The organism is Mycolicibacterium arenosum, assembly GCF_024320865.1.
In the GTDB taxonomy this organism is placed as follows: domain Bacteria; phylum Actinomycetota; class Actinomycetes; order Mycobacteriales; family Mycobacteriaceae; genus Mycobacterium; species Mycobacterium arenosum.
Genome location: NZ_JANDBD010000001.1, coordinates 716,318 through 732,394, shown reverse-complemented (window position 1 = coordinate 732,394; position 16,077 = coordinate 716,318). Strand labels below are relative to the sequence as shown.

At 67.4% G+C, this 16,077-nt stretch carries 12 protein-coding genes and 1 tRNA gene; 4 read left to right on the top strand and 9 right to left on the bottom strand.

The window, feature by feature from the left end; translation table 11 throughout:
• Positions 1–17 precede the first annotated feature (17 nt).
• Together rpmE and NM203_RS03570 are read right to left on the bottom strand one after the other, a co-directional pair.
• The gene (gene rpmE, locus NM203_RS03575) at positions 18–257 is read right to left on the bottom strand and encodes a 50S ribosomal protein L31 (protein ID WP_255058233.1); all 240 of its coding nucleotides are present in this window, start codon (positions 255–257) and stop codon (positions 18–20) included.
• Positions 258–400: 143 nt separating this feature from the next.
• Entirely contained in the window at positions 401–1,018 is a 618-nt protein-coding gene (locus NM203_RS03570; protein WP_255058232.1) for a maleylpyruvate isomerase family mycothiol-dependent enzyme, read from the bottom strand.
• Between the two features lie 66 nt (positions 1,019–1,084).
• Here NM203_RS03570 and NM203_RS03565 point away from each other — a divergent pair, with 66 nt between their 5' ends.
• Complete coding sequence (locus NM203_RS03565) at positions 1,085–1,522, top strand: MarR family winged helix-turn-helix transcriptional regulator (RefSeq protein ID WP_255058231.1); 438 nt, start codon at positions 1,085–1,087, stop codon at positions 1,520–1,522.
• Here the strand turns inward: NM203_RS03565 and fadD1 are convergent.
• Positions 1,503–3,083 (bottom strand): fatty-acid--CoA ligase FadD1, encoded by a 1,581-nt coding sequence (gene fadD1, locus NM203_RS03560; RefSeq protein WP_255058230.1) that lies wholly within the window; start codon positions 3,081–3,083, stop codon positions 1,503–1,505. The two genes, NM203_RS03565 and fadD1, sit on opposite strands and share 20 nt — an antisense overlap.
• 110 nt (positions 3,084–3,193) lie before the next feature.
• Between fadD1 and NM203_RS03555 the strand changes: the two genes are divergently transcribed.
• Complete coding sequence (locus tag NM203_RS03555) at positions 3,194–3,817, top strand: TetR/AcrR family transcriptional regulator (protein WP_408633288.1); 624 nt, start codon at positions 3,194–3,196, stop codon at positions 3,815–3,817.
• A 63-nt stretch (positions 3,818–3,880) separates the two neighbouring features.
• Here the strand turns inward: NM203_RS03555 and rho are convergent, their stop codons facing one another.
• From rho to argS, 6 genes are all read right to left on the bottom strand, one after another.
• Positions 3,881–5,878, bottom strand: coding sequence for a transcription termination factor Rho (gene rho, locus NM203_RS03550; protein WP_255058226.1), 1,998 nt, complete (start codon positions 5,876–5,878; stop codon positions 3,881–3,883).
• Positions 5,879–6,188: 310 nt separating this feature from the next.
• Entirely contained in the window at positions 6,189–7,133 is a 945-nt protein-coding gene (gene thrB / locus NM203_RS03545; protein ID WP_255058225.1) for a homoserine kinase, read from the bottom strand.
• Between the two features lie 15 nt (positions 7,134–7,148).
• Positions 7,149–8,228 (bottom strand): threonine synthase, encoded by a 1,080-nt coding sequence (thrC, locus tag NM203_RS03540; RefSeq protein WP_255058224.1) that lies wholly within the window; start codon positions 8,226–8,228, stop codon positions 7,149–7,151.
• Positions 8,225–9,550, bottom strand: a complete 1,326-nt coding sequence (locus tag NM203_RS03535; protein WP_255058223.1) for a homoserine dehydrogenase — start codon at positions 9,548–9,550, stop codon at positions 8,225–8,227. Before NM203_RS03535 ends, thrC begins: the two co-directional genes overlap by 4 nt.
• Positions 9,551–10,972, bottom strand: coding sequence for a diaminopimelate decarboxylase (gene lysA / locus NM203_RS03530; RefSeq protein WP_255058222.1), 1,422 nt, complete (start codon positions 10,970–10,972; stop codon positions 9,551–9,553).
• Positions 10,969–12,621, bottom strand: coding sequence for an arginine--tRNA ligase (gene argS, locus NM203_RS03525; protein ID WP_255058221.1), 1,653 nt, complete (start codon positions 12,619–12,621; stop codon positions 10,969–10,971). The genes lysA and argS overlap by 4 nt, the downstream gene beginning before the upstream one ends.
• Positions 12,622–12,824: 203 nt before the next feature.
• Between argS and NM203_RS03520 the strand changes: the two genes are divergently transcribed.
• Positions 12,825–12,897: transfer RNA gene (locus NM203_RS03520), tRNA-Arg, on the top strand.
• Between the two features lie 300 nt (positions 12,898–13,197).
• Positions 13,198–15,957, top strand: coding sequence for a tetratricopeptide repeat-containing protein (locus tag NM203_RS03515; RefSeq protein ID WP_255058220.1), 2,760 nt, complete (start codon positions 13,198–13,200; stop codon positions 15,955–15,957).
• The last annotated feature ends 120 nt before the right edge of the window (positions 15,958–16,077 follow it).

Genomic DNA, 16,077 nt, shown 5'->3' with positions numbered 1-16,077 from the left:
AGGCGCCGTTGACGCAGCTAGTTGTCGGCGGTCTCCGTGTCGGCACCGGCCTTGCGCTTGCCGTAGCGCTTCTCGAAGCGGGCAACGCGGCCGCCGCTGTCGAGGATCTTCTGCTTGCCGGTGTAGAACGGGTGGCACTGGGAGCAGACCTCGACCACGATGTGGCCGCTCTCCTTGGTGCTCCGAGTCTGGAAGGTGTTGCCGCAGCCGCAGACCACGGTGGTCTCGACGTAGGTGGGGTGAATACCCGATTTCATTTCTTGGTCCTCTTGATCAGTGGCGCCGGGTCGCCCGAAATGTCTTCGGACGTGAACCGGAGCCGAGGTGTCAACGGGCAATTATGCCAGGTCAGCCGTCAGAGTCATAAACGCCGACGGACCGGCCGCTATTCCGGCGTTTCTCAGCGGTACGCGGCCGCCGGGACGGGACCCGACAAGCCGGCCAACCCCTCCTGCCTGCCGGCCAACGCGAGCAGGATGTCGCCGATGGCGCCGGTCACCGGTTCGCCCGCGCCGATCCGGAAGTCCGCGTCGTCGGCGACGAGTGCGACACCGGGAAACCGCTTCCTGGCGTGGAACGGGAATCCCATCGTCCACACCCGGTCGGCGGCGAGGACCGCGGCCTGCCGCGGAATGTCTCGGCTGACGCCGAGCGGGATGGCGATGTCCTGGCCGTGCACCAGCGTGTCCATCAGCGGGTCAGCGGGCGCCGTACCCGGTGGCCGCCTGCGACCGCCGACCATCGCTCGCAACGTCGCGACGACCTCCTCGGGCGTGCTGGCGTCCTCCCTGGCGATCCTGGCCACCATGGCGTTGAACCGAAACCCCGAGCGCACGGCTTCGAACGCCATCCGGGGCCACGGCGCAACGGACTGGGTCAGGTGCACCGCGACGTCGCGGACGGTCCAGCCGTCGCACAACGACGGCGTGCTCCACTGGTCGGCGGTGAGCGTCTCGAGGAAGTCAGCGAGGTCGGAGCGCTGCTGATCGATGTGCCGCCAGATCTCGTCGTCACTCACTCGAGCCTCCACGACTAGTCAGGTTTCCTGACTAAAATAGACAGGGATCCGTACTAAAGTCAACGGGTGGCCGACGATCAACCGAACACCGCGACGCTGCTGTTCATCGCGCACCGGGCCGCCGAAGCCCGCGTGATGGACGCACTACGCGACGCGGGGTTCGACGACCTCACAATCGCGCAGTGCAGAATCGGGCAGCGACTGAGCCCGGCTGGAACCCGGATCACCGATTTGGCCGAGCAGGCGCAGGTGACCAAACAGACCGCAGGCGCGCTGATCGACGAGCTCGAACGCAGCGGCTACGTGGAACGCCGACCCGATCCCTCGGATGCGAGGGCGCGGTTGATCGTGCTCAGCGAGCGGGGCGAGAAGCTCTGCGCCGCGGCCGCCGCCGAGGTGCGGAAGGTCGAAGCCGAGTGGCGGGCCCACGTCGGGCCGGAGGACTACCGCCGACTGCGCGACATGCTGATGTCCCTGCGTGAGATCACCGACCCCTATCAGTGACGGCGTAGTGGGACCCGTCGCGCTTCCACAGCACGCCGCCCTCGACGTCGAGCCCGCGGGCGACCAGCTCGCGCTCGAGGATCTTGTTCGTCGCCGTCGTCGGCAGCTCGTCGGTGATCCAGACGTGCCGCGGCCACGCCTTCGGTGACATCTCCTCGTGCGTCGACAGGAACGCCTCGAACGCCTTCGCGTCGAACTCGGCCCCGTCGCGAAGCACGATCGCGGCCATCACCTGGTCCCCGACAAGCTCGTCGGGAACCGCGTAGACGACCGCGCGGCTGACCGCAGGGAACTGCACCAGCACCCGCTCGATGGGGGCGGTCGCCATGTTCTCGCCGTCCACCCGCAGCCAGTCCGCGCTGCGGCCCGCGAAGTAGATCCAGCCGTCGGCGTCGCGATAGGCCAGATCGCCCGACCAGTACATGCCGTGCCGGATCCGCTCGTCGGTGGCGGCCTGATCGTTGTAGTAGCCGCGGAACAGTCCGCTGCCGGTCGTGTTCACCAACTCCCCCACGGCGGCATCTGCGTTGCTCAGCGCGCCGTGCTCGTCGAACTCCGCGACATCGCACTCCGTCACGGTGTCCGGGTGGTAGATCGCCACGCCGGGGTACCCCTTGCCCAGCGAGCCGGCCGGGCAGCCGTCCTCCCGGATGACGATGATCGCGTTCTCGGTGGAGCCGAAACCGTCCCACACCGTGCAATCGAAGCGGCGGGCGAACTCGTCGATGTCGCGGTCGCTGGCCTCGTTGCCGAATGCGACGCGCAGCGTGTTGGCGTGGTCGTCCGGACGCTCCTCGGTGGCGAGGATGTAGGCCAACGGCTTGCCGACGTAGTTCATGTACGTCACGCCGTAGCGGCGCACGTCGTCAAGGAAGCGCGACGCGGAGAACTTCGCGGGCACCATGGCGGCACCCGAGACCAGCGTCACGGCCCATCCGGCGTACACGGCGTTCGAGTGGAACAGCGGCATCGACAGGTATCCGACGTCATCGGTTCCGACGTCGTATTTGGCCACCAGGGCCATCCCTGCGATGAGCACCACGGCGTGGGGAACCTGCACGGCCTTGGGCTCGCCGCTGGTGCCCGAGGTGAAGATCATCATGAACACGTCGTCGGGCGCGGACTCCCGGTGCGGCACCAGCGGCGGCGCGGCGGCCACCTCGGCGGCCCACTGCGGGCTGGTCACGTCGATGACTCTGACGTCACCCAGATCCAGTCCGTCGAGCAGGCTCCGATGCTCGGGATTGACCAGCAGGATCTGGGTGTCGACGCGGGTGATGTCGCGGGCCAGCGCCGCGCCGCGACGAGTGGTGTTGATGCCGCACAGCACGAACCCACCGAGTCCGGCGGACGCGAGCGCCCGCAGCATGTCGGGGGTGTTGCCGAGCAGCGCGCCGACGTGCAGGGGACGGTCGGGATCCGCGGCGGCGATGAGCGCGGACGCCTGAGCGGCGGCCTCCGCGAGATGCTCGCGCCACGTCCAGGTCCGCTCGCCGAACTTCAGCCCCACCGAGTCGTCGTCAGCCCGCTCGCGGAGCAGTTGCTGCAGCGTGTCCGCCATTGATCCACCTTGATCGTGAACAGATTCCGAAAAGTGTCTACCACCGTCCGTCACACGGTACCGTGTGCCCCTTGGGAGAATGCATCCGTTCCCCCCGCCCCCGCTGAGGAATGACCAGGAGCCGCCCGGTGACCACCCCGACGGTGCGTAGGAGCGTCCGCGACCGACTGATCGACGCGGCCGAGGAGTGCCTACGCGCCAAGGGCATTCGCGCGACGACGGTGTCCGAGGTCGCCGAGGTCGCCGGCGTGTCGCGCGGCTGGCTGTACCGGCACTTCCCCGACAAGGTGACGCTGCTGGGCGCCGCCATCGTGCGGTTGAACAACGCCTACTGGTCGGATGCGCACGCCCTACTCGAGCGGGTCGATGGGCTGGATCGCCAACTGGCCGCCGGCATCCGGCACGGTCGCACGGCCTACGACGATCCGGGCGCCCTGCTGATGAAGCTTCGCCTCGAAGAGCCCGAGGAGTTCGCGGCGTGCGCGGGCGCCGGCGTCCAGGGGCTGGTTCCCGATCTCGCCGACTTCTGGACGCGCTACCTGATCGCGGCCCGCGACGCCGGCGACGTCCACGTCGACACGAACATCGCCGAGGCATCGGAATGGGTTGCGCGCGTGATCATCTCGCTGGCAACCGTACCCGGTGACACCCTCGACGCCGCCGACTCCGACGCGGTGCTGACGCACGTCCGGCGCTACGTGATGCCGGGGCTGCGAGCGGATCCGTCCGTGTGATTCGGGCGCGCGTGACACGAAAGAGGCCCGCCGCATAGCGCGGCGGGCCTTCTCTCTCGCGTGTTAGTCGTGGTCCATGTTGCCCGGAGTGGTCTTGGAGACCTGCACCAGGAACTCGTAGTTGGTCTTCGTCTTGCGCAGCTGGCTCATCAGTAGGTCGATGGCGGCGTGCGGGTCGAGACCCGACATCACCCGACGCAGCTTGTGCACGACCGCGAACTCGTCGGGCGACAGCAGCAGCTCGTCCTTCCGAGTGCCCGAGGGGTTCACGTCGACGGCCGGGAACACACGGCGCTCGGCGATCTTGCGATCGAGCTTGAGCTCGGCGTTACCGGTGCCCTTGAACTCCTCGAAGATGACCGTGTCACCAGTGGAGCCGGTCTCGACCATCGCCGTGGCGATGATGGTCAGCGATCCGCCGTCCTCGATGTTGCGGGCCGCGCCGAGGAACCGCTTCGGCGGGTACAGCGCCGTCGAGTCGACGCCACCGGACAGGATGCGGCCCGACGCCGGCGACGCGTTGTTGTACGCGCGGCCGAGGCGGGTGATCGAGTCGAGCAGCACGATGACGTCCTTGCCCTGCTCGACGAGGCGCTTGGCGCGCTCGATGGCGAGCTCCGCCGCCTGGGTGTGGTCTGACGGCGGCCGGTCGAACGTCGAGGCGATGACCTCGCCCTTGACCGAGCGCTGCATGTCGGTGACCTCTTCGGGGCGCTCGTCGACGAGCACGACCATGAGGTGGCATTCGGGGTTGTTCTTGGCGACGCCGTTCGCGATGTCCTGCATGATCGTCGTCTTACCGGCCTTCGGCGGTGAGACGATCAGCGCGCGCTGACCCTTGCCGATCGGCATGATCAGATCGATCACGCGGGTGGTCAGCTTCTCCGGCGTGGTCTCGAGACGCAGTCGCTGGTTCGGGTACAGCGGGGTCAGCTTGCCGAACTCCGGACGGTTCTTGGCTGCCTCGACCGGTCCGCCGTTGACGGTGTCGAGCCGCACCAGCGGGTTGAACTTCTGCCGCTGGTTCTGGTTGCCGCCGCCTCCGCTGTCGCCCTCGCGGGCCACGCGCACGGCACCGGTGACCGCGTCGCCGCGGCGCAGGCCGTTCTTGCGCACCATGTTCATGGACACGTAGACGTCGTTGGGGCCCGCGAGGTATCCGGAGGTGCGCACGAACGCGTAGTTGTCGAGGACGTCGAGGATGCCGGCGACCGGCACCACGACGTCGTCCTCGCGAAGTTCGGTGTCGCCACCCTCGCCGCCACCGCCCTGACGGTCACCGCGGCGACGACGATCGCGGAAACGCCGGCCACGGCGCCCGCCGCGGCCCTCGTCGTCGTCATCGTCGTCGTTGTTGTTGCCGCCACCGCGGTTGTTTCCACCGCTGTTGTTGCCGCTGTTATTGCCACCGCCGCGGTTGTTGTTGTTCCCGCCGCGATTGTTGTTGCCGCCGTCATTGCGATCGTTGGTGTCGCCGGACTTCTGCTGGCCGGAGTCCCTACCGCCCTCGCTCTTGTCCTCGGCCTTGTCGGATTTATCGGCCTTGTCGGACTTATCGGCCTTGTCGGACTGCTCGGGCTTGTCCTGCTTCGCGGGCTTCTCGGCCTGCTGCGGCGCGGCATCGGCAGCCGCCTCGCTCGGCGCGGCATCGGCCTCGGGCGCACCCGCCTGGCGCGATGCGCCCCGGCGGCGGGACCGAACCGGCTTCTCGCCCTCGGCGGGAGCGTCGGTCTGTGCGGGGGCCTCGGCCTGCGGGGCTGCAGCCTCGGGGGCCGCGGCCTCGGCGGGACGGCCGTTGGACTCACCGCGCTGCTCGCGGATGGCGGCCACCAGCTCGCCCTTGCGCATCGCCGAGGCGCCCTTGACGCCCAGCGTGTTGGCCAGCGCGCGCAGATCGGGCAGCACCATGGAGGTCAGAGACCCGCCCTTGTCGCTCGCGGCGACAGCAGCGGCCGGAGCGGCCTCAGCGGGCGCTGCCTGCTCGGTGGTGTCTGCGGTCACGGGGTCGGGCAGCGCAACGTCGTCGCTGTTACCAGCCGTGATGAGGTCCGTATCGGTCACGGATTTCCTTTCCTTCCCTCGCTGCTTTCGATGTGCGAGGGCTCATTGCATTCAGCTATTCGGCACGGCCGAGGGCTGAAGCCGTCGATATCACCATCGCCTGTGCAGTGGTGATCGCCGGAGTTCGCCGGCATGGGCGAACTGTCAGTTCACGAGATTGAACACCTAAAGGAGAGTGGTCGTCCTAGTGTCGGCGCAGGTACAGACGCTGCGATTGCTGGACGCAGCGAGGATAACCCGCTTCGGTGTTCGAAGCAAGACAACACCTGGTTCGCGTGTGGCATGTGTGAATTCGCCTGGCGTTTCCGACTCAACCGTTCACGGTGACGCCGGACGCCCAGCGGACGCCCTCGCCGACGCGCATCTCGCTGACGGTGAACCCGTTCGCGGTGCCGAACTCCACCGCCTCGGCGGGTAGATCCGGGCCGTCGCTCAACGCGATCACCGCAGGTCCCGCCCCGGAAAGCACCGCTGCAATACCCGAACGACGAAGGATCTTGAGATATTCCGCCGACGCGGGCATCGCCGCCGCCCGTTGCGGTTGGTGCAACCGATCGGCGGTCGCCTCCAGCAGCAGATCGGGCCGCTCCGTGAGCGCGACGACGAGCAGTGCCGCCCGACTCACGTTGAACCGTGCGTCGACGTGGGAGACGTGGTCCGGGAGCAGCACCCTGGTCTCGGCGGTCGACGACCGGATCTCCGGGATCGCGGGAAACAATCGGATGTCGGGATGCAGACGCAGTGGCGCGGCCGCGTAGCGCGGGAACGGGCCCTCACCGTCGGTCCACGACACGACAGCGCCGCCGAGCACGGCCGCCGAGGCGTTGTCGGGGTGACCTTCGAACTCCGATGACAGCTGAATCAACTCGACGTCGGTGAGCGGAGCCGAATCAGACTGCGCAACAAGTGCATTAGCGGCTGCGAGCCCGCCCACCACAGCAGCGGCGGACGATCCGAGGCCACGGGAGTGCGGAATCGCATTGCGGCAGTGCACTTTCAAGCCCGCCGCCCCGACACCCGCCGCCTGCAGGCCGTGCCTGATCGCCCTCACCACGAGGTGCGAGGCGTCCAGCGGAACCTGCCCGGCTCCTTCCCCCTCCACGTCGATGGTCAGACCGGAATCGGTTGTCTCGACAGTGATCTCGTCGTAAAGACTCAGCGCCAGGCCGAGACTGTCGAAACCGGGACCGAGGTTGGCGCTCGACGCCGCGACGACGGCACCCGCGGTCAACCCGCTTGGCAGATTCTGCGTCACGTCCGAATCGCTCCGCTATCCGAGACCGAGTTTGGCGACGACGGCGGCGGGATCGACCGGCACCGGCGTGACCGTGGGCATGTCCTTGAGCGCGGTGTCGGGGTCCTTGAGACCGTTGCCGGTCACAGTGCAGACCACGGTGGAGCCCCTCGCGACCCAGCCGTCCTCCACCGCCTTCAGCAGGCCCGCGATGCTGGCCGCCGATGCGGGCTCGACGAAGACACCCTCGGCCTTGGCCACCAGGCGGTACGCCTCGAGGATCTCGTCGTCGGTAGCCGCCACGAAACGACCGTTCGACTCCTGCTGGGCCGCTACCGCGGAGTGCCAGGATGCCGGCGAGCCGATGCGGATCGCGGTCGCGATCGTCTCGGGGTTCTTCACCGGCTCGCCTGTGACCAGCGGCGCGGCGCCGGCGGCCTGGGTGCCCAGCATCCTCGGAAGCGTCTCGATGATGCCGTCCCGGTGGTACTCGCGGTAGCCCTTCCAGTACGCGGTGATGTTGCCCGCGTTGCCCACCGGCAGCGAGTGCACGTCCGGCGCGTAGCCCAGGGCGTCGACGATCTCGAAGGCCGCGGTCTTCTGCCCCTCGATACGGACCGGGTTGACCGAGTTCACCAGCGCGATCGTCGGGTAGTCGTTGGTCAGCTTCCGAGCCAACTCGAGGCAGTCGTCGAAGTTGCCGTCGATCTGGAGGATCTCGGCGCCGTGCATGACGGCCTGGGCCAGCTTGCCCATCGCGATCTTGCCCTGCGGGATCAGCACCGCACAGGTGATGCCGCCCTGCGCGGCGTAGGCCGCAGCGGACGCCGACGTGTTGCCGGTCGACGCGCACAGCACGGCCTTCTGGCCGCGGGCGATCGCGTCGGTGACAGCCATCGTCATGCCGCGGTCCTTGAACGAACCGGTCGGATTGAGTCCCTCGACCTTGAGATGCACGGTGCAGCCGGTGATCTCGGACAGTCGCTTTGCCGGGATCAGCGGCGTGCCGCCCTCCAGCAGCGTGACCGGTGTCCAGTCGTCGCCGACGGGCAGCCTGTCCCGGTAGGCCCTGATCAGGCCGGGCCACGGAGTGTGCACTGGCGCCTTGACGCTCATTCTGTGGTTCCTTCCAGCCTCAGCACGCTGTTGACCGTCTGGACGACGTCCAGGTCGGCAAGCGCCTCAACGGTTTCCGACAGCGCCGCGTCGGTCGCGCGGTGGGTGACGACGACGATGCGCGCGCCGCAGCGCTGCCCCTCTCCGTCGACCATGCCCTCCTGGCGTACCTCGGCGATGCTGACGTCGCGCTTGCCGAACTCCGCCGACACCGTCGACAGCACACCGGGCCGGTCGGCCACGTTCATGCTGACGTAGTAGCGCGTCGGGATGAAACCGATGGGAGCGATCGGCAGCTTGGCGTACTTCGACTCACGCGGGCCGCGGCCGCCCTGGACGCGGTTGCGCGCGGCCATCACGAGATCGCCCATCACCGCCGACGCGGTCGGCGCACCGCCGGCACCCTGGCCGTAGAACATCAGTCGGCCCGCCGCCTCGGCCTCGACGACGACGGCGTTGAACGCGCCGTTGACCGACGCCAGCGGGTGCTCGTTGGGTACCAGCGCGGGGTACACGCGGGCGGACACGCGTTGCTTGTCTTCGTCGTTGGTGAGTCGCTCGCAGATGGCCAGCAGCTTGATGTTGCAGCCGAGCGCGCGAGCGGATTCGAAGTCGGCCGCCGTGACCTTGGTGATGCCCTCGCGGTAGACGTCGTCGGCCGTGACCCTGGTGTGGAACGCGATGGACGCCAGGATCGCGGCCTTGGCAGCCGCGTCGTACCCCTCGACGTCGGCGGTCGGATCGGCCTCGGCGTACCCGAGGTCGGTGGCGTCGGCCAGCGCGGAATCGTAGGAGGCGCCGGAGTCGTTCATCGCCGACAGGATGTAGTTCGTCGTGCCGTTGACGATGCCCGCCACGCGCAGCACGGTGTCACCGGCGAGCGACTGCGTGAGCGGCCGGATCACCGGGATCGCCCCGGCCACAGCGGCTTCGAAGTAGAGGTCGGCGCGGGCGGCTTCGGCGGCCTGCGCCAACTCACCCGTCGACTGCGCCATCAGCGCCTTGTTGGCGGTGACCACGGACTTGCCGCCCTCGAGCGCGGCGAGAATCGCCTTGCGGGCGGGCTTCACCGGGCCCATCAGCTCGACGACGATGTCGACGTCGTCGCGCGCGACGAGCGCCGCGATGTCGTCGGTGAGCAGTTCGACGGGAACGCCGCGGTCGTCGGCGACGCGCCGCACGCCGATCCCCCGCAGTTCCAGCGGAGCGCCGATACGCGCGGCGAGATCCGCAGCGCTCTCGCCGATGATCCGGACGACCTCGCTGCCGACGTTGCCCAGTCCCAATACCGCTACGCCGATCGGCTTTTCGCGATCACTCATCTATCCGGTCACCTCCAGGCTGATCAGGTCGTCGACTGTTTCGCGGCGCAGGATCAGCCGCGCCGCGCCGTCCCGCACGGCGACCACCGCGGGACGGCCGAGCAGGTTGTACCGGCTCGACATCGAATAGCAGTACGCACCGGTCGCGGCGACCCCGATGAGGTCACCCGGTGTCATGTCGTCGGACACCCAGGTGTCCCGAACCACGATATCGCCGCTCTCACAGTGCTTTCCGACGATGCGGGCCAGTGTGGGCGGCGCATCGCTGAGTCGCGACACCAGCCGGGCGTCGTACTCGGCGGCGTAGAGCGAGGTGCGGATGTTGTCGCTCATCCCGCCGTCGACGCTGACGTAGCGCCGGTGGGCGGTCGGGCTGATCGCCACGTCCTTGACGGTGCCGACCTCGTAGAGGGTGATGGTGCCGGGTCCCGCGATGGCGCGGCCGGGTTCCACCACCAGCTTCGGCGCGGGCAGGCCGACCGCGGCCGACTCGTTGCGCACGATGGCGCTGAGCTTGTCGGCGAGTTCGTACATCGGGGGTGGATCGTCCTGCGGCACATAGGAGATGCCGAGGCCACCACCGAGGTCGACGCATGCGATCTGGGCGGTCTTCTCGACGCCGAACTCGGCGACGACGTCGCGCAGCAGACCGATGACGCGGTGCGCGGCGAGTTCGAAGCCGGCGACGTCGAAGATCTGCGAGCCGATGTGGCTGTGCAGGCCGACGAGTCGCAGGTGGTCGGCGGCGAACACGCGGCGGACACCGTCCATCGCGACGCCGCTGGCCAGCGAGAGGCCGAACTTCTGGTCCTCGTGCGCCGTGGAGATGAACTCGTGGGTGTGCGCCTCGACGCCGACGGTGACGCGAATCAGCACGTCCTGCACGACACCGGCGGCACCGGCGATCGCCTCGAGGCGCTCGATCTCGGTGATCGAGTCCAGCACGATGTGGCCCACGCCGGCGTCGACGGCCATGGTCAGCTCATCGACGGACTTGTTGTTGCCGTGCAGAGCGATTCGCTCGGGAGGGAAGTCGGCACGCAGGGCGACGGCGAGCTCACCGCCGCTGCAGACGTCGAGCGCGAGGCCCTCCTGGTCGATCCAGCGGGCGATCTCGGTGCAGAGGAAGGCCTTGGCGGCGTACCGGACGTACTCGCCGCCGCCGAACGCCGCGGCGATGTCGCGGCAGCGCGAGCGGAAGTCGTCCTCGTCGATCACGAACAGCGGGGTGCCGTACTCCTGCGCCAGGTGCGCGACGGAGACGCCGGCGATCGTGACTGCGCCGTTGTCGCCGCGAACGGCGTTGCGGGGCCACACGTGGGGAGCCAGCGTCAGCATCTGCGCGACGGACTGCGGGCGGGCGGGAGCGCCGTGGTGATGGACCTCGTCCGCGTGGCGTGGTCCGGCGGGGTGCGCGTTCACATCCGCTCCGGGGCGGTCACGCCGAGGATCTGCAGACCGTTGGCGATGACCTGCCGGGTCGCCTCGCACAGCGCGAGCCGTGCGGCGTTGAGCTCGGTGGCATCCTCGTCGCCCATCGGCAGCACACGGCAGGAGTCGTAGAACCGGTGGTAGTCGCCGGCCAGGTCCTCGAGATACCGGCACACCCGGTGCGGTTCCCGAAGGGAAGCAGCGGTTTTCAGCACCCGAGGGAACTCGCCGAGGCTGCGCATCAGCGTGCCCTCGCGGTCGTGCACCAGCAGGTCCAGGTGCGAGGTGTCCGCGGCCAGTCCGAGGTCGGCGGCGCTGCGCGCGAGTGCCGACAGCCGGGCGTGCGCGTACTGCACGTAGTACACGGGGTTCTCGCTGGACGCCGACGACCAGAGCGCGAGGTCGATGTCGATGGGCGTGTCCACCGACGACCGGATCAGCGAGTACCGCGCGGCGTCCACACCGATGGCGTCGACGAGGTCGTCGAGCGTGATGACGGTGCCCGCGCGCTTGCTCATCTTGACCAGTTGGCCGTCGCGCACCAGGTTGACCATCTGCCCGATCATCACCTCGACGGTGTCGGGGTCGTCGCCGAGCGCCGCCGCGGCGGCCTTGAGCCTGGCGATGTAGCCGTGGTGGTCGGCGCCGAGCATGTAGATGCAGAGGTCGAACCCGCGCTGGCGCTTGTCCAGGAAGTAGGCGAGGTCGCCGGCGACGTAGGCCGGGTTGCCGTCGCTCTTGATGACGACGCGGTCCTTGTCGTCACCGAATTCGGTGGTGCGCAACCAGGTTGCGCCGTCCTTCTCGTAGATGGCACCGGTTTCGCGCAGCTTCGCGATCGCCTGATCGACTCGGCCGCTGGTGTGCATCGAGTCCTCGTGGGTGAAGACGTCGAAGTCGGTGCCGAACTCGTGCAGCGACGACTTGATGTGGGCGAACATCAGATCGACGCCGATCGACCGGAACGTCTCCTGCTGCTCGGCGGCGGGCAGGGCCATGGCGTCGGGGGCCTGTTCGAGCACCTTCGCGGCGATGTCGGCGATGTAGTCGCCCGCGTAGCCGTCCTCGGGAGCGGGCTCCCCCTTCGCGGCGGCGACGAGCGACCGGGCGAAGCGGTCGATCTGTGCGCCGTGGTCGTTGAAGTAGTACTCGCGGACGACGGCGGCGCCCTGGGTGGCAAGCAGCCGTCCGAGTGCGTCGCCGACCGCGGCCCAGCGGGTGCCGCCGATGTGAATGGGTCCGGTCGGGTTGGCCGACACGAACTCGAGGTTGACGTTCCGGCCCGCGAGTTCGGCGGAGCCGCCGTACGTGGCACCCGCGGCGAGCACGTAGCCGACGACGACGGCCTGCGCGGAGGTCTCGATGCGGAGGTTGACGAAGCCGGGGCCCGCGACGTCCGCGCCCGCGATGCCGTCGGCGGCGGTGAGTGCGGCGACGAGCCAGCCGGCCAGTTCGCGGGGGTTCGCGCCGACCTTCTTGCCCAGTTGAAGGGCCAGGTTGGTCGCGTAATCGCCGTGCTCGGGGTTGCGCGGACGCTCCACCGTGACCACGTCGGGCAGGGCGGCGGCGTCGAGGCCGCGCTCGGCCAGCACCGCGGCGGCGGTGGTCTTCAGCAGTTCAGCCAGATCGGCGGGGGTCACGGGGGTCCATCCTATGGTCTGGGGTGGGCCTGCCCCGAATCAGTTTCCCCAGCTGCCCCGCCGAACGTTGGTTACCGCCACGCTGATCGCGCCCCGGGCGTGACACGAGCCAACAGTCGGCGAGCCTGCGACCGGCGGTGTCGAGCGCGCGGCGCGATGCGTTAGGCTGTCGAGGCCCAATGGCGTAGCGGTTTCCGCACTGCGCCCCCGTAGCTCAGGGGATAGAGCGTCTGCCTCCGGAGCAGAAGGCCGCAGGTTCGAATCCTGCCGGGGGCACCCTTTCTACCAGGCGTTATGTATTTCTCGCCGGGCCACTCAGGCTCGAAAACGGCCTCAGTGACACGAGGGTGACACAACTTCCCCCAAACTGACCGCGGCGGCCTTCAGCGCATCGTCCTGGCTGTGCACGTACAAACTCGTTGTGATCGACGGGTTCGCGTGGCCGAGTCACTTCGCTATGTCGGCCACGGGCACCCCCGTAAATGCGGCACCGCACCGTCTGCTAAATCGGATGTCGAACGTATGTACTAACATCGGAGACGGGGTGGAGGGACCGCCCCACCCATGGAGCGGCCGATGACTGGCGGACGAAGTTCGGCGTACGGGTTCCTGTACCAATACCTGGCCACCGCCGACTACTTCCTGAATTACCTCCACGCCGCGGACGTGGACGCCGACGAGGTAGCGCTGCTAATCGAGCCCACCCCGCTCGCCACGAGCGGCAGCGGCGAGGATCCAGACATCGTGGACTTCGCGGTCGAGTACCGCGGCGTCGTCGTCGAGCGCATCCAAGTCAAGGGCTCAAGCGACCCGTTGAACAACAAGCTGCACCCCGGTGAGGCCGGTGACGTGATGCGACGCTTGGGCGCCGCCTCGGATGGTGTCAACCATCTGCTCACCAACAGACCGTTGTCTGCAGGACTGGCCGAAAGGTGCATACTCACCGAGGCCGACGGGTCCTCGCTCGACCGATTCGCCTATCAGGAACCGGATCTCGACACACCACGATCCAACCGGTTCATTCTGGTGGACGCCAGGTCGGCGGACGATCTCGCCGCTTCAGTCGCCGGGCACGTCCGCTCGGCCCGTGCAGACCGGGTGCTCAGCCAGGGCAAAGCCACTTCCCGCATGGTGTCGATTGTCCTGCTACACCACATCTTCCGGTCAGCGGCCGGCACAACGACTGAACGATTCCCCGCATCCGACCTCCTCGAGCTCCTGAGGACACCCGACGCCGCGGTTGCACACGCGTTGGGCAGCTTCGACTGGGGAGTTCCGATCGGCGGCGTCCCGACCTTTAGCTCAACCGTTCCGCGCGTCAAGCAGCTCGATGAGATCGCCGACGCATTGTCGGGCAACGCGGACGGCCGGCAGCCCCGCGTGGCGATCCTGACCGGGACCACCGGCTACGGGAAGTCGGCGCTTGCGGCAGACTTCTGCCATCTGCACTACAACGCCTTCGAATTCATATGCTGGATCGATTGCCGCGAAAACGACACGATGATGGCCGATGCGCGGCGCTGCGCAGAGGAGCTGACCAGAACCCGTCTCGGCCATAAGGCAGACCCGACCAGTGCCTTTCACGACGCTCTCGCCCGGAATCGCGGCCCGTGGCTGATCGTTTTCGACGGCGCACCGTCCCGCCAGGCAATCGAGTCCCTAATCCCCAAGTACGGGAACGGCAATATCGTTATCACCACCCCGAACGAAACAGCTTGGTGGCCAACGGTTCCGAAGATCAAGATCCCGACGTTCAACGCCGACGAGGCGATGGCGTGCTTTGCCGCCCACGCCGGTTTGGAACCGTCCACCGAGCATCCGGGAGTGCGAGATGTGGTCAATCGCCTCGGGTTGATCCCGCTGGCGGTGAGCATGGCGGGAACGTACTTCGGCAACGCCGACGGAACAGTCGCCGAACTGTCCGCGGCGTACTTCGCCGAATTGGATGCCCTTGAGGACGAGGGCGCCGTGCCTCCTGGAGTCAGCAATGCCACGCTCTACGCGGCGATCCGGCACGCCGTCGGCCATCTCGGCGATGGACTCGGTTCTAACTCGCCAGATGAGATGCGGATCGCTCAAGCCCTTCTCTACCGCGCTGCGCTGATCGCGCCCGACAAGATCCCGCTGAACTTTCTTATTGCTGCGTTTCCCGAGTCCATCGTCCTGCGACTTCACGAACTACCGATGCCCGCCGAGGCGGAGCCAGCCGTACAACGCCGGTACATCAGCATCTTTCGCACGCAGTCTCTCGCTCAAAGAGTCGTCCTCGTCGACAACTTCAACGCGAACAATGAAGCGGCCGAGACCATCCGGATCCATCCCCTCGTGCACGAGGTGCTGCGTGACATCTTCCTTCGGGACATCCCACCGGCACGCCTCAGTGAGCAGATCATCATGATGTTGCATCCCCTGCTCGGCTGGCTAACCGAAATGCGCAGGCGCAATGCGTTCTTCGCCGTGGACCAGTTGGCAGCACACGCCGACGCGTTGTTGTCTGTGATCGTGAAGGTCTCGCGGTTCGAGTTCCACCATCCGGATGAGGTGAAGATGTTCCAGTTCACCAGGCTGATGCTGCAGCTCGAACTCGCGACTTGTCGCATGAGCCGCGGCGACTTCAATTCCTCTGTGAACCTCGCCCGCGGCGTCGTGCTCGACTTGGCTGAGATGCCGCGGGATCGGCTGCGCGATGTGATGGCCCTAGTCGCGGTGTCAGGAATCGTGATCGACCTCAGCATCGCCGGCATGCCACCCGCCACTGTGGCGCCCTTTGCCGTGCTCGCGGTGCGCACGCTGCTCAGCTGTGAGTCGTTCGGCGGGAGCGCCGCCAGCACTGCATTCGAGCGCGCCTACCCGTTGCGTTCTTTCCTCAACAAACGTCCCGAGTACCGAAATGACGCGATCATCGACAAGGCGATCAAGGCTATCGATCAGATGGTCACTCGGGATCCGAGCGACGAGGTAAGGCCCAACGTCGTGATGGACAGAATCTGGGACCTTATCGAGGCACGTGACCTCGACTCCGTCGACTCGTTGGTCGCCACCCTCAGGGACAGCGCCAATAGCTACGACGAAGTCACCGTGAGCTGCGTCGAAGTGATCGTCGCACTCCACCGACGACAAATCGATCCAGCTCTGCAGCTTATCGAGGAGCTCATCGCCATGCCGCTAGAAAACGAGCACCTCGGTGTCCCGCTTACCCACGGCCTCGGACACATCATGCGCGCTCTGGAGGAGTTGATCGCAATCCCCGTTGAGCAGTCCGCCCGACTCGCCACCACTGCCGAGCGCGTCCGCACAAGAGGCGAGGCAATATATGCAGCAATGTACAACTCATGACGAGTCTGGAGTTACGTTCTTCAAGTACGTGAGTAACCAATAGACAACGCGTACAGCGATTCTGAGTCATGGCGCCGTACGCCTGCCCGCCACGACGCGGACCGATCTCGACACTCGCTG